Raw genomic sequence first — 20,375 nt, 5'->3', positions numbered from 1 at the left:
CTTTATACATAGGAGGCAGACGACATGAAACAGTTATATGCCATCGGGGTTGATTTCGGTACGGAATCGGGCAGGGCCCTGCTCGTCGATATCTCGACAGGTCAAGAAATTGCAACGTATGTGACGCCGTATACGCACGGGGTTATGGACGAGGTGCTGGTTCACTCTGGCTTGAAGCTGGAACGGGATTGGGCGCTGCAGCATCCGGGGGACTACATGGAGGTTCTTGCGCAATCCATCCCCCGCGTGTTGTCGGAGGCTGAGGTTTCGCCTGAACAAATAATCGGCATTGGCATCGATTTTACGGCATGCACGATGATGCCGCTGGATGCAGGCGGCACCCCGCTCTGTTTGACGGAAGAATGGAGGGACCATCCGCACAGCTGGGTAAAGCTGTGGAAGCATCACGCAGCGCAGGATGAAGCGAATCGGATCAACGAAGCCGCGGCTTCGCGGGGGGAGAAATTTCTTGCGCGTTATGGAGGAAAGCTGTCCTCCGAGTGGATGCTTGCGAAGTCTTTGCAGATTCTGAATGAAGCTCCCGAGCTGTATGAACAGGCGGTATTGTTCATGGAAGCTGCCGATTGGGTGGTCATGCAATTGACAGGCCAGCTCGCGCGGAGCAGCTGCACCGCTGGTTACAAAGCCAATTGGCATAAACGGGAAGGTTATCCGTCCAAGGCGTTCCTGCATTCGCTTGATCCAAGGTTCGGAAATCTCGTCGAGACCAAGCTGAGAGGTCCCATCAAGCCCCTGGGTTCGAAAGCAGGCGGATTAACCGAAAGTATGGCGGCGATGACGGGGCTTCTGCCGGGAACCGCGGTAGCCGTAGCCAATATCGATGCCCATGCCATGGTACCGGCCGTCAGCGTCGTAACCCCGGGGAAGCTGGTGCTCGCCATGGGAACCTCCACTTGTCACTTGATATTAAGCGACAAGGAAGTGACGGGCGAAGGCATCTGCGGCGTCGTCGAGGATGGGATCATTCCGGGCTATTACGGGTATGAGGCAGGACAATCGGCCGTAGGCGATATATTCGCCTGGTATGTGGATGAAGCTGTTCCGGAATACGTTCGCCGCAAGGCTGCCGATGAGCGGCTTGGCATTCATGAGTGGCTGGAGAAGGAAGCGGCCCAATATGCTCCTGGCCAGAGCGGATTGCTCGCACTGGACTGGTGGAACGGAAACCGTTCCGTGCTGATGGATGCCGATCTCAGCGGCGTCATGCTTGGCTTGACCTTGCAGACCAAGCCGGCGGAAATATATCGTGCGCTGCTGGAAGCCACCGCCTTTGGAACGCGGGCGATTATCGACGCGTTTACCGATAGCGGCGTAGAAGTCCAAGAGCTTTATGCTTGCGGCGGATTGCCGCAGCGAAACCGGCTGTTGATGCAGATTTATGCCGATGTAACCGGCAAAGAAATCAAGGTTGCGGACACCGTCCAGACGGCCGCTTTCGGCGCTGCCATGTTCGGTGCGGTGGCGGCAGGCAAAGAGCAGGGAGGATATGACAACATTGTGGAGGCTTCAAAAGCGATGGCCCGCGTCCGGGAAGAAACATTCAAGCCCATCGAAGCGCATGTACGGGTGTATGACCAGTTATACAAAGAGTATAAAGAGCTTCATGATTATTTGGGTAGAGGCGAGAATGGAGTCATGAAGCGTTTGAAGTCATTAAGAAGCAGCTTATGACCTTAATGAACGATCGGCTTCCCCTCTGGTGTGTCCTTTCTTAAACAAAAAGGGTTGCGGTACGGATACGATATCACGAATTGAAGGAGCGATGACTTATGACGAACTTTAACGGACTCAATATGCACCTCGGAAATTTATCCCGGCTGTCCAATGCGCAGACGAGATCCATCAGCGCGGAGAACTTTACCGGCGAGAAAGGAAAAGGGGGCATGGCGACGGACGGCACGGGTGCAGCGGCTTCCAGGGATTTGGGCGCGGGCTGGAAAGTGTCTCCTTCCGTAGAGATTATGCCGGGAGAAACCTTTACCATGGGTGACATTCAAGGCCCAGGTGCCATTCAGCATATTTGGCTGACCTGTCATCCGTCGCTGTGGCGCAATCTGATTATCCGCATGTATTGGGACGAAGAGCAGGACCCTTCGGTTGAGGTTCCAGTGGGTGATTTGTTCTGTAACGGGTGGGGTGAACGAAGCGATGTCAATTCGATTCCGGTTGCCGTCAATCCGGCCGGCGGCATGAACAGTTACTGGCAGATGCCTTTTCGCAAGCAAGCCCGATTGACGATGGAGAATCGCGCGCCGGAAAAGGCGGTCCTTTACTACCAAATCGACTATATCCTGACGGACATCCCCGAAGACGAGGCTTATTTTCATGCACAGTGGCGGAGAACGAATCCCGTTCCTTATAAGGACGTTTACACGATCCTGGATGGCGTGAAGGGACAGGGGCACTATGTAGGGACTTACCTTGCCTGGCAGGTGAACAACAGCGGCTGGTGGGGCGAAGGGGAGATCAAGTTTTATATGGACGGGGACCAGGATTACCCGACCATCTGCGGTACGGGAACGGAGGATTATTTCGGCGGAGCGTGGAACTGGGAACAGCCGATCGGTACGTATCGAACCTACTCGACGCCTTATCTGGGGATGCACCAAGTGCTGAAGCCGGACGGATTATATCGCAGCCAGCAGCGCTTCGGCATGTATCGATGGCATGTCATGGATCCGATCCGCTTCCAAAGCGATCTTCGCGTCACGATCCAGGATCTCGGCTGGAGGTCCGGAGGCAGATACCTGCCGCAGCAGAGCGATATTGCATCGACGGCGTACTGGTATCAGGCCGAGCCGCATGCGCCTTTCCCAGAGCTCCCCGATAATGACGATCGGGAAGTTATATAGAGACGGTGTTATTGCTCAACGAATCATGATCGTAACTAGTGCGTCGAACCCGATCGCCAAAATGCAGGTCACATTCGCTCCCTATCGCTCGCATGCATCATATATCGAATTACCGCCGTCTGATGAACAATCGTATACATTAAGGGATTATAAGTTTTATGATAAGGATGGCGTGCTCCTCGAAGAATGACATGCTCTAACTAACGTAGTTCTTAGTTTATAGCTTCTCGGCTCAAACAACCTAAAGTCCCCAACCTTCACGCTTGCGTGATCGGGTTGGGGACTTTGTTGTGTGCCCAGGATTTTATAGGCCGCAATGAGTGCGGGAATATTATTTGAAGTAATTATTATTACTCTTAGAAGTAAATAATCGTTGACATATAGAGTAATTTAAAATACTTTATAAAGTAACAGAGTGAGGGGATTAAGATAAATGGGCACTCTGATCATTTGTGTGAAGGGAGAGAAACGGGTGTCAAAGATCCATAGTCTTCAACCGGATATTCACACGCTTCACGGATTTTTTAGCAAGGAGCTGGAACCGGCCTTATATATTCAGTCCGGGGATACCGTGGTGTATCGAACCTTGGATGCGGGATGGGGACTTGCAAAGCGCTCTGCTCCGGGAGCGCCGAGAACAAAGTTTACGGAGCGTGCGCCGGAGCGGGTGGAGAAGCAGTTCGGGCATGCCTTATTGGGTCCCGTGCATATCCAAGGGGCTACACCGGGGCTTACCTTGGAGATTCAGATCAACGAGGTCGTTCCCGGGCCGTGGGGTTGGACCTCTGCCGGAGGGTTTCCAAGCTATTGGAACGAGAAGCTGGACATGACCGATACCCAGGAAATGACATTGGACTTTGAATTGGATGCCAAAACAATGACTGGCAGGAGTCAATTCGAAAATTTCAAGTATAGCGTCGGACTGAAGCCATTCATGGGGATTATGGGCATGCCGCCGGAGGAAGAAGGTCAGCATACGACTTTTGTGCCGCGCCCTCATGGAGGAAATCTCGATTGCAAAGAATTAACCGCCGGGAGCACCTTGTATCTGCCGATTCCGGTAGATGGCGGGCTGTTCTCAACAGGGGATGGACATGCGGCGCAAGGCGACGGCGAAGTTAGCGGTCCCGCTTTGGAATGCCCCATGGAGAAGGTGAGCCTAACCTTTCATGTCCGTGACGACATGCCCATCAAGATGCCCAGAGCAAAGACGAGTACCGGTTGGCTTACGATGGGATTTCACGAGGACCTGGACGAAGCGATGTGGATGGCCTTGAGCGGAATGCTGGATCTCATGACAGAGCTTTACTCCATTTCGAGAACGGAGGCGTACGCATACGCCACCTTGACGGTGGATCTGAGAGTAACCCAGATCGTGAATATCCTGAAGGGCGTGCATGCATTTTTGCCTTTTGGCTCGCTGAGGTGAAAGAATGCATCAAGTGTTGGCCCAGCGACTGAAATGGGAGATATCCCGATGATTAAACTTCATAAATAAATGTCAATTTTATAGGAGGGCTCATGCATGCAGTTATACGAAACGATGGTCAATAACCATGGGGTACATATTCACGTGACGGAGGTACATCGGGAACTTAGGAATGAACAAAGCTCACTGGTTATCATCCCGGGCCTTTCCGAGTCGGCCGAGGATTATATCGACATTATGGAAAAGATGGTAACGCTGTCGCCCAGGCATATCGTTGTCATTACGCTCCGAGGCCGTGGCCAAAGTGATTCTCCTGCTTCGGGATACACGCTTGAGGATCATATCAGCGATCTGGATGCGGCCATTCGCCATCTTGAACTGGAACAGTTCGTACTCATGGGGTACTCACGAGGGGTAGCCTATCAATTAGGTTATGCCATTCGGAACCCGAAACGCATTGAAGGTCTGATCATCGGAGACTATCCGGCGATACATACCCAGCTGCCAGCGGGATGGGTGGATTTCTTTGCAACGCTTCCACCTTGGAGAGGGAAGAAGCTATTTGACCGGATGAAACCATCGGCCCTGCATGCCCTGCAGAAGGATTCCGCGAAGGTAGAATTTTGGAACGACCTGTCACGATTCACATGCCCTGTTCTCATTATACGTGGCGTAAAACCGCATCCCGGGTTATCATTAGAAGCAGTGGAACAATATAAGCTATCGCTGCCTCAGGCACGAATCGTGGAATTCGAGCAGCATGATCATAATATTTTCGAACCGGATGCGGACGAGTTTGTTCGTACCGCAGACTCTTTTCTGAAAGAGATTAAGAAGAAATCAATAAACTATCACAAAAAGGGTGTACGGACTTGGACAATCTGAAGCTGAATGTATCACTTTTACGACAAAGGGTTCCGAACCTGACCAGCGCGGCCAAATCCGTCGGATTGCGGCCCGCCACGGTTTCCAATCTATGTACGGGAAAAATACCCGTAGGCCGGGCGGAAGTTCGCACCATAGCCGCTCTGGCAGCCTTGGCGAAATGCAGCCTTGACGAACTGATCCTGCGCGGGGAAAGCGTGGAGATGATCGAAACGGGCATTAAGCCTCTTGATCTATTCGCTCCTCTGGCAAGAGGCGGTACCGTCGGGCTGGTAGCTCGTCCCGGTATGGGGCAGCTGGTGCTGCTCGGGGAGTTGTTTCATCACTTCAAGCAGGAAGGGTATATGACGATTCTGCTGAAGCCGGAAGGGGACTATCCGGAGCTGCAGGATATGCTGAATGACGTAGAGCGGGTTGCTTCTTCAATAGAAGAAATTTATTCTATCGTTGCGCATGCGAATACCGATAAAGAAATTGTGTTTGCCGCGGACCGGGAGCATGTCTTAACCGGCAAAATCTATGATCTTCAGGAACGTTTTCAACAGGAAGGCATGCAGCAGATCACGACTTTTCTTGTGGACCTTAAAGGCGCGGTCGTTGATGAAGACATGCCTTACGGACCGCTGGAGACGCTGTGGTATTTCGATGCCGATCTGGCGGCAAGACATCTGTTTCCTGCCGTGAACCCGTTATATTCCACCTCTTCCGTATTAGAAGGCGTTCATCTGGATCAGGCTCACTTAGCAATCCAACAGCGGGCTCAGAAGCTGCTTCGCCGCTATCGGGAGCTGCGTTCGCTGGTTCAAGTAAGAGGATTGGAGGCCATTCCGTCATCCGAAATGGAGGTTTATGAGCGTGGAGAACGGCTCGAAGCTTATCTAACGCAGCCTTTTTACGTTGCCGAAGCTTATACCGGGCTGCCAGGCGAGCGGGTCCCCTTGCAAGATACGCTGCATGACGTGCAAGCCATATTGAACGGCAGCATGGATCATCGTTCGGTGGAGAGCTTATCGTGGATCGGGACAATAAAATAAGAACTTAGTTAATCAAAGCTGGATTCTCATAGTTTGTTCATCGGGAATATCGGCTTTTTTACATGATTTTGCATAATTTAATCCGTACGTCCCATAGCTGATACGCAAAGGTCAGTATATAATATGTGCTAGTTTGTACCGTACAGTTGGCAAAGAAGTTGTATTGAACTACTGAAACTCGGCTGATTCCGTACGGACACGAGACTATACATAAGGGAGAAATGGACATGAAAAGAAAAGGTTGGCTTATCGCATTTGCAGCGGCATTATTGTTAACGCTTATCGTAGTACCGGTTCAGCAGTCCTTTAGCGCAGAGGGCAATCCGACGGCAACGGCCATTACGCAGAGTGCCCTGAACAATCAGTTCCACTTGGATCACGTCGTGAAGATTTACGTGCCTTCCACCGTGAAGGGGGATATTCCCATCACGGATGCGGCTCATCAGAAGTTTGTCGATCAAGCGTTGACGAAGCTGTCCGGCTGGTTTGGCGGGGCAACGGCAATACCGGGCGAAGGGGCTTGGGTGGATAACAACAAAACCTTGATCAAGGAAAAAGTAACCATCGTGTATGCTTTTGCCGAGAAACTCGACAAGGATTCGCTCAATCAAGTGGTGGACTATGCGAAGAAGCTCAAGGAGGATCTTGCGCAATCTGCCATTTCGCTTGAGGTTGACGGTAAACTGTATTTCATTGAATAACGGATTCTCGGATCCATGATGTGTTCATAGGGGAGGTCTCCCAGCTGTCTGTTGCATGGCAGAAGAGGGAGACCTCCTCTTTATTTTGTGTGGACTTGTTAGTAGAGAAACCTCCACAGATAAAAAGTGGCGTAGGATTCCCAGTCCGCCCATCCTGCGGACAGCGCCAGAATCTCCTTCTTCGTCGGTTTCGCCTCCAGACCCAGCAGATGTTTGATGGCATTATGCAGTCCCACGTCATCGATGGGAAAAGCCGCCGGCATTCGCAAACAGCGCATCAGCACATAATTGGCCGTCCACGGGCCGATGCCGCGGATGCCGACCAGTTGTTTCTCCGCTTTCTTTAAGCTGCCAGCTTCCAGCAGCAGTTCTTTCGTTAATTTTCCTTCCGTCATAAGCCGGGCTACTCCGAGGAGATACTCGCATTTTTTCACGGTCATCCGAAGTCCGCCCAGATCTTCAACACGCAGCTGCGCAATGTCCTCAGGCCATGGAAACATCCAGTAAACTTCGCCTTCACACTCGATGCGTCTGCCGAAGGCCTCGACGAAACGCCTTTTTAACGTATAAGCATAAGCCAGGTTAATCTGCTGCCCCAGAATGCCCCAGCATAAAGCCTCGAACAGATCCGGAATGCCCATGTTGCGAAGCCCGTAAAAGGACTGGACGGCTTGACTGAGCATGGGATCTGTCTCGGCCATCGAATAGAACGGCACGAGATCGGTGTTTAGATCAAACCAGTCCCGGACATAAATGGCTACGTCCGCCCGCTTGCTTGGTTCGGTTGGGGTGGTATTCCCCAAAAATCGAACAAGGATCGCTTGCTCTTGCTTCTCGGCACTGACTTCGATCACGGCAACGTCATCTTCAAGCGGGATCGCCCGATAGATGCTGTCGTTTCGGATCGTAAAGAGACATTCATTCGGCGATCTTTGCAAATAATTGAGGTTCTCCGTAAAGCTGAATTCCTTCGGCACGAATAGCTTTAGCGTATGGATATGATCCTCCCAGCTGTCCTTGGGAAGCTGTTGTTGTTGGTCCATGGTATACGGCTTGTCGCCGGGATTGTGGTCGGATTCATGCATGGTCATCGTTTCCTTTCGTTCCTGATCTACTCTATACTAGTTGTACCATAAACGCGGACCACATAATTTTGTTATCTTGCTCTTCTATTCCAAAAAGCGTACAACCGGATCTTCCTGTGGTTATAATGTTAGCGGAGGTGAGGAAACGTGGCAAACCGGATACAACCGACCGAAGCCCAGTGGAAAGCCATTATCGACAATGACAAGGACAGCGACGGCAAGTTTTTCTACGCGGTGCAGACGACGAAAATCTTCTGCAGGCCATCCTGCAAATCCAGGCCCCCGAAATTTGAAAACGTGCGCGTGTTTCAATCGGCGGATGAAGCGAGGGCCGAGCGCTTCCGGCCATGCAAAAGGTGCAAGCCGACCGGCGAGCGCCTGCCGGACCACGAATGGATCGAACTCGTTACCGAGTATATCGATGCACATTATACGGGTCATTTGACACTGGATGTCTTGGCGGATGTGAGCCACGGCAGTCCGTACCATCTGCACCGGATTTTTAAGCGGGTCAAAGGGCAGACTCCGATGGAATACATTCAGGATTACCGGATCGGCAAGGCCAAAGAGCTTCTTGCGAATACCAGCCTGGCTATTTCGGATGTCGGCCATCAAGTGGGCATAGAGAACACGGCTTATTTTATCACGCTGTTTAAGAAGAAGACGGGGATGACCCCCCTAAGTTATCGAGGGCAATATATGAACAATACGAGTGCGGAGGTGCACGATCATGAAATCTAATCATTTGTATATTAGCTGGACACGATTGCGGCATGAAGACTGGAACGTATATATCGCGGCCACGCCGCAAGGTTTATGCTACATCGGATCACCGGATAAACCGTTCAAGGAGCTGGAGGAATGGGTGCAGGCGAAATTTCCTCGCTGTGAACTCGTCCAAAATGATGCAGGCATGCAGCAATATGCCGCCGAGCTCGCGGAATATTTTCAGGGGAAACGGGAACGGTTTGAGTTCGCTATGGATTACAAGGGTACCGATTTCCAGATGGCGGTATGGAATGCACTATGCCAGATCCCGTATGGGCAAACCTTCACGTATTCGGACATTGCGCATCAGATCAGCAAGCCGGCGGCTGTGCGTGCCGTTGGTGCGGCTATCGGGGCGAACCCGCTGCTTATCACCGTACCTTGTCATCGGGTGATCGGCAAAAGCGGCGCATTGACGGGGTATCGCGGGGGACTTGAAATGAAGACAAGATTGCTGCAATTGGAGCGAATGAACGTCTCCGTGAGGGAGACGAAGGAGTATGCCTAATCCTTTGGAGCAGCGTATAAAGAATCTGGATTGGCCTGCCGTACAGGCAGCTTTGGATGAACAGGGATATGCGGTCATTCCCAAGCTGCTCTTGCCCGAGGAATGCACAGAGATCATAGGCACGTATACGGAAGAGCAGCGTTTTCGCAGCACGATCCAAATGGCCAGGCACCGGTTTGGACTGGGGGAGTACAAATATTATCGTGCGCCGCTTCCCGAAACGCTGCAGCAGCTCCGGGAAGGCTTGTACCCCGAACTTGCGCTGACGGCGAACCGCTGGTTGAACCGACTAGGGCATGAAGAGAAGTATCCGGCAAGTCTGGATGAGTTTCTGGGGATGTGCCATGCCCAAGGTCAGGAGCGGTCAACGCCGCTGATTTTGAAATATGAAGAAGGCGGATATAATTGCCTGCATCAGGACTTGTACGGTGATGAGTTCTTTCCGTTCCAAGCGGTCTTTGTGCTGAATGAGAAGGAAGTCGATTACACGGGCGGGGAGTTTCTGCTGGTGGAGCAGCGGCCGCGGGCACAGAGCCGGGGACATGCGATCGCCTTGGATCAGGGAGCAGGACTGATCTTTCCGACCAACCATCGTCCGGTGCAGGGAACACGGGGATATTACCGGACTACGCTCCGGCATGGCGTCAGCACGGTCACGTCGGGGAGAAGATACAGCCTGGGGATTATTTTTCATGACGCTAAGTAAAGGAGCTGGGTGCGCATTGCCTCATTCACTCTTTCGTTACGAGAGGAGGGAAGTCGTATAATAGAAGAAAGTATAGGAATGAGGTGTTCCAGGTGAAACATGAAGTGCTTTATAAAACGCCGAAGTCCCTGCTCAATAAAGGAACCGGCTTCCTGAATGGATACAGCCATACCTTGAATCCGTATACAGGCTGTACCTTCGCTTGCTCCTACTGCTACGTCCGGCAAATGCCGGTTTCGATATTCCGAAATCAGGAATGGGGGAGTTGGGTTGACGTTAAGCTCGAATCTGCCGCCATTCTGCGTAAAGAACTGAAGCGTGCCAAGTCCAAGGGGCCCGTCACGATCTTCATGTCATCCAGTACCGATCCCTATCAGCCGATTGAGGCCAAGGAAGAAGTGACCCGTGCCTTGCTGGAGGCCATGGTTAGCGAGCCGCCGGATTTCCTGCTGGTGCAGACGCGCAGTCCGTTGGTCCGACGGGATATCGATTTGCTGCAGCAGTTAGGAGCACGCGTGCGGGTAAGCATGACGATCGAAACCGACCGTGAGGATATTCGCAAGCATTTTACGCCTTCCGCTCCGCCGATCCAGGCCAGAATGAAAACCCTTGAGCTGCTGAGAGACGCAGGAATACCAACGCAAGCAGCGATTGCTCCCGTCCTTCCAAGCACGGAGGCATTTCCTCAGATCCTCAGACCGCTCGTCAATCGCGTGTGCATCGACGATTATTTCATGGGGGACGGCAGCGGAGGCAAACGTACGAAACGGCTGCCCGTTCAGGCGTTGTACGAGAAGCTTGGTCTGGAAGAATGGTATGATCCCGCCGCCTATCAGGTGGTCTACGATCGATTCAGCAGGGCGTTTCCGGAAGAGCAGCTATTTGTCAGTCAGAAGGGTTTTGAACCTTAAACGTTAGATACTCGTCTAGCAGTTGAGCGCTTGCTGTTTGGATGTTAAATGAAAGAGTTTAATGGCGAGGACCGGGAGGTAGCTTCCGGTCTTTTTATCATGCCCAGCAGTAGATGATTATGGTATGATAGGCGAAAATAACCAGTCAAACGTAGAGGAGCGAATGAACAATGAAGTTGGATTTGACGAATCAGATTGCATTAGTCACCGGTGCTGCGGGCCAATTGGGCCGGGTCATGGTCCGAACTTTGGCGGAATGCGGCGCCGATGTGGTTATCCATTATCGGGGAAGCCTAGCCAAGGCGGAAGAGCTTCAGCGCGAGGTGGAGTCGATGGGCAGACGCGCGTACACGGTGCAAGCCGACGTGACGGATCAAGCATCCGTGAATGCCATGCGGGATTCGGTGCTTGAACACTTTGGCATGCTGCCTCATATCATCGTTGCGAATGCCGTGGAATCCTATCAATGGACGTCTGTCTTGGAGCAGGCTCCGGAAGATTACGAGAGCCAGTTTCAATCCTGCGTCATGCAAAGCGTCTACCTGGCAAAAGCCTTCGTGCCGGCCATGATCGAGCGAAAGAGCGGCCGCTTCATCGGGATCAACACCGAGTGTTCGATCCAGAACTTCCCGAGCCAATCCGCCTACGTAGCAGGCAAGCGCGGCATGGACGGCGTATACCGCGTACTCGCCAAAGAAATCGGCGAGCATGGGATCACCGTCAATCAAGTCGCACCCGGCTGGACGATCAGCGACCGCGATCGGGAGAATGGTACCGAGCATAGCGCCTCCTACGAAGCCTCCGTGCCCCTGAAACGCCGCGGAACGGACCAGGAGATTGCCAATGCCGTGGCATTCCTGGCTTCGGATTTGTCGTCATTTATCACAGGAGCTTATATTCCGGTATGTGGCGGCAATGTGATGGTGGGGATTTAGCGGTCCGAGACATGGATTGTAAGTGGGAAACGTCCACGAACTTCGGATTCGCATTGCGATTAAGGGAAGGCGAAGTTCGTGGAGGTGTTATGCGGACAGTCCCTCGTAAACAGGAATACATAGATCTCACGAATTCAGTAAGATATAAGGAGACGAGACGATGACGGCAAAACCACAACTGGTATTGGATTTAGCTGGCGTATTGGTGAGTAATTTTTCATCTGCTTTTTGGCTTACATTAGCGGAGGGCTCCGAAATCTCGTTTCAAGATATCAGGGTACAATTTGATGAGGTTCGAAAAGACTTATGGACAGGAAAGATGAAGGAAGATGAGTTTTGGGGATGGATGAGCCTGCGAATGAAGCAGATCAACAAAGAGGAAGCCAGGGAGTTAATAACTCAATCGTTGCAACCGCTTCCTGGATTAAATCACTTGGCGCAATGGAGCGAAATCGCGGATATCCATGTACTAAGCAATCATTGCAAGGAATGGCTGGAGCCGATATTAGAAAAAGTAGAACCTTATGCTAGGAGCATTACCATTTCGAATCAAGTAGGTTTAAGGAAACCTGACCTACAAATTTATAAACATGTTGTGAAACAATTCGAACGTTCCGAACTGATGGTTGTTTATGTTGATGATCAGGAAAAGAACCTGAAACCGGCTATCGACCTTGGATGGAAAACCTTGCTGGCCGATCAAGAGCATAAATGGATACAACAAGTGGGACCTATGTTGGTGACCAACGTCTTGTAAGACGGGCGAGAACCACAGGGAAAAATGATATTGGAAATGTAGTCAATGAAAAGTGAGGAATTCTAAATGTTTGGACGAGGGAAACAACAACGTCTTACGATTTTTTGATGAGTAGCACTCTTCATGAAAGCAATCCAGAAATTTGAACGAAGCATCAAGCATGCAGGGAGGACGCCATGTAAATGATCATATTAATCAGCGGAAACAGCTGCACGGGAAAGACATATATGGCTCAACAATTACTTGAAAAGTATCACATGCCTTATCTGTCTATCGATCATTTGAAAATGGGCTTGTACAGAGCCGACATGAACTGCGGTTTCACTCCGATGGATTCAACCGAGCATATCGGTGAACAATTATGGCCGATAATCCAAGGGATCATCATGACAAACATCGAAAACAAGCAAAATTTAATCATCGAAGGCTGTTACATACTGCCTCATCATCTGCAAGATTTTGAGCCGCCCTATTCGCAACACATCATTTCCGTGTTCTTAGGATTCTCCACCACGTACATCAGGCAGAATTTCCAAACCAATATCGTTCAACACCGCAATGCTATCGAAGCGAGAATGTATCCTGAAGAGAGAACTGTTGCCGAGTATATTCATGAGCATGATGTGTTCCGTGAAAAGTGCGTGGCATCGAATGTCCCTTATTTTGAAATTCGAGAGAACTATGAAGAGGAAATCGCTAATGTATATGCCTACATAGATCGTGAGAAGAAGATACTCGATTATGAACAGCGATAATTAAAATTTGGAACAAACCATAACATAGGTTGACGAAGAAAGGACAGTCGCCATGGATTTACATCTATATCATTATTATGATGCGGCAACAGGGCCCTTTCAAAATCTATCCGCGTTGTCCATCGAAAAGGCGATGCAGGTACAGAGGAGGCTCAAACAAAATAAAAATGGGTTTGCGAGTCAACGTGCGGATGATTATATGACCATCCGTCGCGATCTGGAAGCACGCGCGAGAGCTCTATTCACGGCCAAAGGCGGTAAACCAACAAAAGAATATCCGCATTATATGACGCTTGGGCCTTGCGAATGGATTAAGGAATGGTATCCGAATGGAAAAGAAATCAGGATTCTGCTGGATGAAATGGATCCCGAAACGTTGAGTTTTACTTATGGCGACTTATTTCCTACCATGCGGTATCTAGACGACAAGCCTTATAGAGGAACGGTATATGTAAAAAACGAGATCCTTCAACTTGTAGACGAGTTTGGCTGGCCGCAAGATTGGAACAAAGATGGTCGTCATGGACCCGAGCGGTATATTGAAGTGCAGGTTTGGGACGATCGGGCACTCGGTCCTTTTATGAAATCCTAGATTGGATGAAATGATAAAAGAGGCGATGGAATCGTGCTAATTTCACAAATGCAACCGGAAGCATTAACGAGAGAACAGATCACAAGGTTGGTGTTCGGCACAGTAGAGGAAGTGGATGACGGTAGGCAGACCGGAGACTGTATCTTTGTGTTTGGTGGAAGAAACTTAGACCGGGTGTGGAAAGCGGTCGAGTTATACAACATCGGTCGTGCTCCTTACATATTATTCACGGGTGGTGACCGATTCGGCGAGTGGGAGCAAACCGAGGCGGCCATGATGCGTGATGAAGCGATGCGAATGGGGATTCCGGCGGAAGCCATCCTCATGGAAACGATGTCCAACCATACAAAGGAAAACATCATGGCTTCCCTCATCGTCCTCGACCGAGCATTGGGCTTGGAACGAATCCAGCGCATCTTGCTGGTCAGCGCATCTGGTCATATGCGCAGATGCCAATTGATGCTTAAGACCTTTATGCCGCCGTGGTATGAGTATGTGTGGTGCCCGGACGATCGTTCACATGGGAGGCGGGACAATTGGTGGATCGATCCAGAGGAAGAGAAGCGGGTGCTAGGTGAACTGAAGAAAGTGATCGGCGGGGTTAAGGACCGATATTTTGTTGATGCGGATATTGATATTTGAGAAAATGAATTTTAAGGAGTAGTTTAACGTGATGGCAGAGAAGCCAAATGGTCGCGCGATACGCTTTCCAGTCTCCAACGGAGCAGGCGGAATCATGGTGGAGAAGCGAAGCGGTCCCCTTTGTCCCCGGATTTCCACCATACAATAGGATCATAAGAAATCTGGGGGCAACAGGGATCGGAAGCATGATCCGCATGCGTAGTGCTGCATTGCTTAGAAAAGAAATATAGTGACCGTTTACCCCGCAATATCTGAGGGGGAACGGTCATTTTTTGCTGCAGACAGTGGAACAGCAATACGCCCCGGCCTAAGCCAGGGCGCATCTTCTATTCTGATTATGGGATTTTAATCCGCCATGAAATACAAACCGCGTTTCACGGCTCCCATATCACCGTTGGATACGGGAGTTGGTCATAGGCACTTGCCCAGTAGTAGGAGTCCGCCATGATTCGCCTCGGCTGGAAGGCGATCTCGCCGCGGGATACGGAGACAAGCTCGGACTGCGTTTGGAATATGCCTTCCGCACTCGTTGCGGCCGTAACGTATTTGCCTGCCATATGGGTGAATCGTCCGCTGATCTTGGCCGCAACAGGCATTCTTGTCTCCATATCGACCATCTTAAAAGTGACTTTGGCGATGCCGGCGGTGTAAGTGATGTTCATCTGGTCGATCACCATCGATTTCATCGCAGACGGCATCGTCGTTGCGGATGCAGCCAAACTGGGAGCTCCTTCATTGCCGCTGATATCGACCGCAGTGATTTTGTAATAATAGGTGGTGTCCGGCAGCAGCCCTGTATCTTTATAAGAAAGTCCTTTCGAGGTTCCGGCGTAAGTAGCGGGTCCGATCTCAAATCCGGCTTCGGTCCCACGATAGATCCGGTATGCATTTACGGCACTGTTATCCATTGCCATATCGTAGGTTACATTGATCCGTTGATAATCAAATGCGATAGCTGCCGCTCCGCTGACCGCGCTTGGCGGTTCATGGTCGGCAGGAGGCTGCCAGGCATAGCCGCCGGGTCCCCATTCGCTTGGAAAATCCAAGATCGAGGAGTAGTGGTGGAGGGCAATGCCTCCAAACGCCGGGTCATGCTGAACAGCGTCGTACACCTTGTTTAACTCCGACTCCATATAAATTCGTCCTTCTTCATGGAAGCTGATGGTTTCGGGGTCCCCGCCATCCGCGATGTCCTTTGTCTCGACACCGATCACAACCGACTTCGGCTTGCCGATCAGATTGGCGTAGGTCAGCTCATTCAGCGCTTGCGCGATAATGCCTGCACTGCCATCCGCCTGATCGCGGTAATTCATGATCGAGATGTAATCGGCGGTATCCTGAATGTGTTCAGACAGCCATTTGGTTTGCCCGTTCCACGGGATATTGCTCGCATCGGCCGAAGTGTCATACCATCTCGGGATCGCTGCGCCAACCGACAAGGTGAGTCCCGATGCTTGTTTGCGTTCCATGAGCAGCTGCAGCATATCCAGATACTGAATCTGGACGGATGGCTTTGCGGTTTTGAAGTCCGGCAGGATATACGGCTCGGTATCCACGTTCACGCCGTCGAAGCGAGCGGATTCGCCGGAAGCCAGGTTGTAATTCAGGATTTGCTCAAACTCCCGCACGGCGTGAGTTTGATATCGGCTGTAGGCTCCGAAGTAAGGCGGGACGGTGCCCCCGGCGATTAAGGCTTGAACATAAAAACCCTCGGCGTGAGCCCACTCGACGAACTGTTGGACTTCGCTTCGGTAATCCTCCAGCATTTTTGCTCCGTTATATTGCCCCACAGCCAAATAGAGCGTCGTGATGGGACGTTGATGGAAAGTCGTAACATCCTTCGCCATGGAAGAGAGGACGGCTCGGGAATTCGGATTCAGGACCAGGGGATAGGAGGCATTTTCCCAGATCCAGATCGCACGATCCTGATCCGGCAGCGGTTCCAGGCCATAAGTGCTGCTGGTCACCGTCTCAGGATTCGTCGCCGAGGGATTGTAAACATCATCCATTCCATTAGCGAGAGGTGGGTTGATATGATCATCCGCCATATAAACGGTATTCGTAACCGTTGCGAAATCCTGATCTTGCTGAGCCGACGTCTGTCCCCCGGTTCTTGCATAGACCGTTAGACTATAACCTGTATTGCCGCGTGTATCGGTTGCCCTTGCCTCGAGACTGTGAACCTGGCGAGGGAATTGACGTAAATCCAATGTATATGAATATCCGTTCTTGGCAGGGGGAACCTGCAGCCAGTCGCCACCGTCGATGCGGAACTCAACCAGCGCAATCGAATTTTTGCCTTCTGCGGATACGTTGATTTTCATTTTGTTGCGCTGCAGCGTAGACTCGGCAGGGCTGGTAATCTCCACTTCCGGTGTATGAGCTGCAGGATTATCGGTGATCAAGTGAATCCAAGGAGACCAGATGCCATAACGCGTTATCGCGTCATTGCCTTTCAGGACCATTTCGACGGGGCCGTCAAGTCGGCTTGTGTCGAGTTTATAGGACCAGTTTCCGCTGTCATCGCCGTTTGGATCCTCCATCTGAACATCCGTTACGAACTCGCCGTTCACGATGAGTTGAAGCTCATATACCCCGGAATAGGTTCCGAATAACTCCGTTACTCCCGGCTGCAGTGCTTGCCCGTCCTGATGGGAGTCAATCGTAATGAACGCTGCCGCTTTAGCCTGCGGTAATGGAACACAGAGTGTAGTATACAGAACGGCCGCCAGAAACAAAAGCCCGCACCTTCGTAAATGTGAAAACCTCATCTTAGTCACATCCTTGTCAGTTTGATGTAAACCAAATGGACTCAACGGCAGCCATCATGATCTGAAGAGCCTAAAAATACTATGTTTCGCAAAATTAAAGCGCTTACTTTTTTAATATTACGAAAATAATCGATTAGAACCGATCCTGGCATGTGTCAGGTTATTTTTGTTGTGCTCGAATGAGTGTTCATTCAATCGACACGAGCAGTTTTAAACGGGCCTCCGCCCTGAGACCGAGTAAAACTCTATACCTTAGGCGGTGTGAACCTGCGCAGATCTCCATTAAGATGTGAGTAACGATTTTTTCCTGACTAATGATTGAACGTAATATTCATCAAAAAATGGGGTGTTGGATCTGCTGCAAAAATCACTTAAAACCTTCATGCAAAGCACATGGATGATATGGGAACGTTTCTTCAGCTTTATTTCCAAATTCCGCAGCTCGCATATCTCGCGCTTTGGCATATGCACGGTCATGATCAAGAAGCATCGAGGGGAGCGCATCGTCTGCGAGGATTCCACGGTCATTCAGGAGGGGGATCTGGTAGGCGAGCTTCATTTGGATAATGAGACGATTCTGAAGCTCATTCGAGCAGAAGGGCCGGACCGCGCGGCCCTGAAGATTGCGAGGCTTGGAAGAAAATCCATGCAGCAGATTAGCCGCGCCTATGAAAGCCAATCCGAGTTCAACGAGGTTAACGCATTGGTCGGGATTACGCTGCTTCACCGGGGATTAACGCATGGGCTTGGTTTTGAGCATCAAGCAATGAAACCGGATTTGTTCCAGAAGCTGACCACGTCCTATCTGCGCATACTGTTGTCCGTGATGCACCCGGAGGGTAAGAGCCGCATCGATCGAAGAACCGAATTGCTCGTACCGATGAAGTTGATTCATACCCGATCCTCTTTAAGGAAACGATTTTCGATGGGAGATCGGAGACAGCCACATGAAGAGGGGAACGCGGTCTTGGTATCGGCTGCGGTCGAAGGTTGAGTATAAGGGCGATGTATCCATATAGTAGACCGGTATGCTGTTTAAACGGGAGAACATGAAGAAACGGGGAGAACGTACATGGAAGAATGGTATAAACTTGACCACGCGGGAAAGCTGTTCCCCGCGGTTGCGGGGAGGGAGAATTCATCTACCTACCGGCTGTCGATGATGCTGACAAGCCGGGTGAAACCAACGGTTTTGCAAGAAGCGCTCGATAGCGTAATTAAGAGATTCCCTCTATTGAATGTCGAGCTAAGAAATGGACTGTTCTGGAAATTTCTGCGGGAGAAGGAGACACGCTTGATGGTGGAGCCGGAATCCGCCTACCCCTGTGCCCCCGTCACTCTTTCGCATGAGAACGGAAGCTTGGTGAGGGTTCTGTATTACGGCAGCAAGATCAGCGTGGAGATTTTTCATGCTTTAACGGACGGGGGAGGGGCATTGGAGTTCCTCAAAACCTTGGTATTTCAGTATTTATCTCTTCTCGGCGAGGACGTGGAGGACAAGGAAGGCCTGATTCTGCCGCCTGCTTCATTTGCCCGTTATGCTGAAGCTCAAGATAGCTTTCAAGCGCATTATATTTCGGCCACACCCGATGCCAGGATGCCGGATGCACTTCAGATTCCGGGCACCCGTTTCTCGCCTTATGGACACAACGTCATACACGGGATGGTTCACGCATCGCGGCTGAATGCGGCAGCCAAGCAGAAGGGAGTAACCCTTACTGCTTACCTGACGGCAATTTTGATTATGGCGGTTTACGATACCACACTGCCTTTCAATAACGATAACCGGCCGATCGTGATCAGCATGCCGGTGAACCTGCGAAAAATCTTTCCTTCCAGCAGCCTCCGCAACTTTTTTGCGGTCATCAACATTGGCGTGCAACTAAAGGAAGGCATGACATTCGAGCAGGTGCTCGAAATCGTTCATGCACAGATGAAAGAGAAAACGACCAAGTCTTATTTAAGCCAAGCGATGGCCGGCAGCATGAAGTACGAAAAAAACCTGTTTTCCCGCTTCACGCCGCTGAAATTAAAGGATCTGGCAATCCGTTACGGCTTCGACCATTTCGGGGAAGAAGCCAAAACGCTTACGCTTACCAACCTAGGCCGAGTCGACATTCCAGCGAGCATGGCATCCCATATCGAGGCGATGGAAACCACGATGTATCCTACAGCCAAAAGTCCCATGAACTGTGCCGTCAGCTCGATCAACGATCAGCTCACCATCACGTTTGCCCGAAATATCGTCGAAAGCGATGTGATCATGCGCTTTTTTCGCCAGCTTGCCAGCCTGAGCGAATTGGACATTACGATTGTCAGCAATGATTGGGGGATGGGCGCATGAGATGCGAAAGCTGTGGCGTATCCGTAGATCCGGCGCATCAAGCGTGTCCCTTATGCCGAAGGAGTGTGCAAGGTAAAGATGATAAGCACCTCGTAAGTAATTCATGGTATCCCGTCTACGAGGCTGCCGAGGAGCAGCATGCGAGCAGCAGTCTTGTATCCAAGTGGCTTACCTTTCTTGCCGTATCCGTCATGGGGATATCCGTCCTGATTAACCTACTTGGGAATCGCGAGGTATGGTGGAGTTTAACCCTCATGCCCTGCGTGCTGTATGCGTGGTTGTCCATCAGGCACACCCTGATGTCCGGGTCGCATCTCGGCGGCAAAATTATTGTTCAGCTGCTTGGGCTGTCCGGTATGCTGCTGTGGATCAACTTGGCGTCGGGGACGTCTTACTGGTCGACCGGTTATGTCATTCCGTTCCTGATGATGGCGGCAACATTGCTCATTACCGTCATATGCTGTTCGCGAAAAATGGGCTGGCGGGAGTTCGCAGGTTACTTATTAACACTGATCCTTCTTGGTATCGTTCCCTTATTGCTGTATGCCGTTGGCATGTCGCACGTACTATGGACAGCCGTAGCTGCGGCGGTGTACGCCTTGCTGACATTCGGCGGGATGTGCCTGATTGCAGACAAGGGATTCCGCAAGGAAATGAAGCGCAGACTACATTTTTGACA

General features: G+C 51.0%; 20 protein-coding genes. 18 read left to right on the top strand and 2 right to left on the bottom strand.

The annotated features are described in order from the left end of the window. Window positions 1-24 precede the first annotated feature (24 nt). The 6 genes from M1D70_RS18455 (at window position 25) to M1D70_RS18430 (ending at window position 6,922) form a co-directional block, all read left to right on the top strand. Window positions 25-1,692, top strand: coding sequence for a ribulokinase (locus M1D70_RS18455; RefSeq protein WP_009595620.1), 1,668 nt, complete (start codon window positions 25-27; stop codon window positions 1,690-1,692). 98 nt (window positions 1,693-1,790) lie between these two features. Further along, window positions 1,791-2,873 (top strand): glycoside hydrolase family 172 protein, encoded by a 1,083-nt coding sequence (locus M1D70_RS18450; RefSeq protein WP_456287606.1) that lies wholly within the window; start codon window positions 1,791-1,793, stop codon window positions 2,871-2,873. Window positions 2,874-3,306: 433 nt separating this feature from the next. Next, window positions 3,307-4,302, top strand: a complete 996-nt coding sequence (locus M1D70_RS18445) for an acetamidase/formamidase family protein (RefSeq protein ID WP_456287605.1) — start codon at window positions 3,307-3,309, stop codon at window positions 4,300-4,302. 96 nt (window positions 4,303-4,398) lie between these two features. After that, window positions 4,399-5,187, top strand: a complete 789-nt coding sequence (locus M1D70_RS18440) for an alpha/beta fold hydrolase (protein ID WP_456287604.1) — start codon at window positions 4,399-4,401, stop codon at window positions 5,185-5,187. Further along, window positions 5,175-6,221, top strand: a complete 1,047-nt coding sequence (locus M1D70_RS18435) for an ATP synthase beta subunit C-terminal domain-containing protein (protein WP_456287603.1) — start codon at window positions 5,175-5,177, stop codon at window positions 6,219-6,221. The genes M1D70_RS18440 and M1D70_RS18435 overlap by 13 nt, the downstream gene beginning before the upstream one ends. Before the next feature lie 227 nt (window positions 6,222-6,448). Further along, the gene (locus M1D70_RS18430; protein ID WP_456287602.1) at window positions 6,449-6,922 is read left to right on the top strand and encodes a DUF3574 domain-containing protein; all 474 of its coding nucleotides are present in this window, start codon (window positions 6,449-6,451) and stop codon (window positions 6,920-6,922) included. 98 nt (window positions 6,923-7,020) lie between these two features. On the opposite strand, the gene M1D70_RS18425 is transcribed toward M1D70_RS18430, so the two are convergent. Next, window positions 7,021-8,007: a DNA-3-methyladenine glycosylase family protein gene (locus M1D70_RS18425; protein ID WP_456290463.1), complete on the bottom strand. Its 987-nt coding sequence runs from the start codon at window positions 8,005-8,007 to the stop codon at window positions 7,021-7,023. 147 nt (window positions 8,008-8,154) lie between these two features. Here M1D70_RS18425 and M1D70_RS18420 point away from each other — a divergent pair, with 147 nt between their 5' ends. The 9 genes from M1D70_RS18420 to M1D70_RS18380 all read left to right on the top strand — a co-directional run bounded on the left by M1D70_RS18420 (window position 8,155) and on the right by M1D70_RS18380 (window position 14,581). Continuing rightward, the gene (locus M1D70_RS18420; RefSeq protein WP_456287601.1) at window positions 8,155-8,748 is read left to right on the top strand and encodes a bifunctional transcriptional activator/DNA repair enzyme AdaA; all 594 of its coding nucleotides are present in this window, start codon (window positions 8,155-8,157) and stop codon (window positions 8,746-8,748) included. Then, the gene (locus M1D70_RS18415; protein WP_456287600.1) at window positions 8,738-9,283 is read left to right on the top strand and encodes a methylated-DNA--[protein]-cysteine S-methyltransferase; all 546 of its coding nucleotides are present in this window, start codon (window positions 8,738-8,740) and stop codon (window positions 9,281-9,283) included. Before M1D70_RS18420 ends, M1D70_RS18415 begins: the two co-directional genes overlap by 11 nt. Continuing rightward, window positions 9,276-9,989 carry a 2OG-Fe(II) oxygenase gene (locus tag M1D70_RS18410; protein ID WP_036674070.1) on the top strand — a complete coding sequence of 238 codons (714 nt, stop codon included), beginning with the start codon at window positions 9,276-9,278 and terminating at the stop codon, window positions 9,987-9,989. The genes M1D70_RS18415 and M1D70_RS18410 overlap by 8 nt, the downstream gene beginning before the upstream one ends. A 92-nt stretch (window positions 9,990-10,081) precedes the next feature. Further along, window positions 10,082-10,900, top strand: coding sequence for a radical SAM protein (locus M1D70_RS18405; protein WP_456287599.1), 819 nt, complete (start codon window positions 10,082-10,084; stop codon window positions 10,898-10,900). Between the two features lie 170 nt (window positions 10,901-11,070). Next, the gene (locus tag M1D70_RS18400; RefSeq protein ID WP_009595609.1) at window positions 11,071-11,835 is read left to right on the top strand and encodes an SDR family NAD(P)-dependent oxidoreductase; all 765 of its coding nucleotides are present in this window, start codon (window positions 11,071-11,073) and stop codon (window positions 11,833-11,835) included. Between the two features lie 160 nt (window positions 11,836-11,995). After that, a complete protein-coding gene (locus tag M1D70_RS18395; RefSeq protein ID WP_456287598.1) occupies window positions 11,996-12,592 on the top strand; it encodes an HAD-IA family hydrolase in 597 nt (198 codons plus the stop codon). Window positions 12,593-12,774: 182 nt separating this feature from the next. Next, window positions 12,775-13,347 carry a 2-phosphoglycerate kinase gene (locus M1D70_RS18390; RefSeq protein ID WP_456287597.1) on the top strand — a complete coding sequence of 191 codons (573 nt, stop codon included), beginning with the start codon at window positions 12,775-12,777 and terminating at the stop codon, window positions 13,345-13,347. 52 nt (window positions 13,348-13,399) lie between these two features. Then, window positions 13,400-13,939 (top strand): hypothetical protein, encoded by a 540-nt coding sequence (locus M1D70_RS18385; RefSeq protein WP_009595602.1) that lies wholly within the window; start codon window positions 13,400-13,402, stop codon window positions 13,937-13,939. Window positions 13,940-13,972: 33 nt separating this feature from the next. Continuing rightward, window positions 13,973-14,581, top strand: a complete 609-nt coding sequence (locus M1D70_RS18380) for a YdcF family protein (RefSeq protein ID WP_456287596.1) — start codon at window positions 13,973-13,975, stop codon at window positions 14,579-14,581. Window positions 14,582-14,955: 374 nt separating this feature from the next. Here M1D70_RS18380 and M1D70_RS18375 read toward each other — a convergent pair whose 3' ends face one another. Beyond that, entirely contained in the window at window positions 14,956-17,352 is a 2,397-nt protein-coding gene (locus M1D70_RS18375) for an Ig-like domain-containing protein (protein ID WP_456287595.1), read from the bottom strand. Between the two features lie 382 nt (window positions 17,353-17,734). Between M1D70_RS18375 and M1D70_RS18370 the strand changes: the two genes are divergently transcribed. The 3 genes from M1D70_RS18370 (at window position 17,735) to M1D70_RS18360 (ending at window position 20,373) form a co-directional block, all read left to right on the top strand. After that, window positions 17,735-18,346: a YkoP family protein gene (locus M1D70_RS18370; protein ID WP_456287594.1), complete on the top strand. Its 612-nt coding sequence runs from the start codon at window positions 17,735-17,737 to the stop codon at window positions 18,344-18,346. A gap of 78 nt (window positions 18,347-18,424) precedes the next feature. Then, a complete protein-coding gene (locus M1D70_RS18365) occupies window positions 18,425-19,696 on the top strand; it encodes an alcohol acetyltransferase (protein WP_456287593.1) in 1,272 nt (423 codons plus the stop codon). A 65-nt stretch (window positions 19,697-19,761) separates the two neighbouring features. After that, complete coding sequence (locus M1D70_RS18360; RefSeq protein ID WP_433940326.1) at window positions 19,762-20,373, top strand: DUF6320 domain-containing protein; 612 nt, start codon at window positions 19,762-19,764, stop codon at window positions 20,371-20,373. Window positions 20,374-20,375 lie beyond the last annotated feature (2 nt).

This window comes from Paenibacillus sp. AK002, assembly GCF_053903045.1.
The sequence above is the reverse complement of the archived record's forward strand: the minus strand, read 5'-3'. Positions and strand labels throughout refer to the sequence as shown.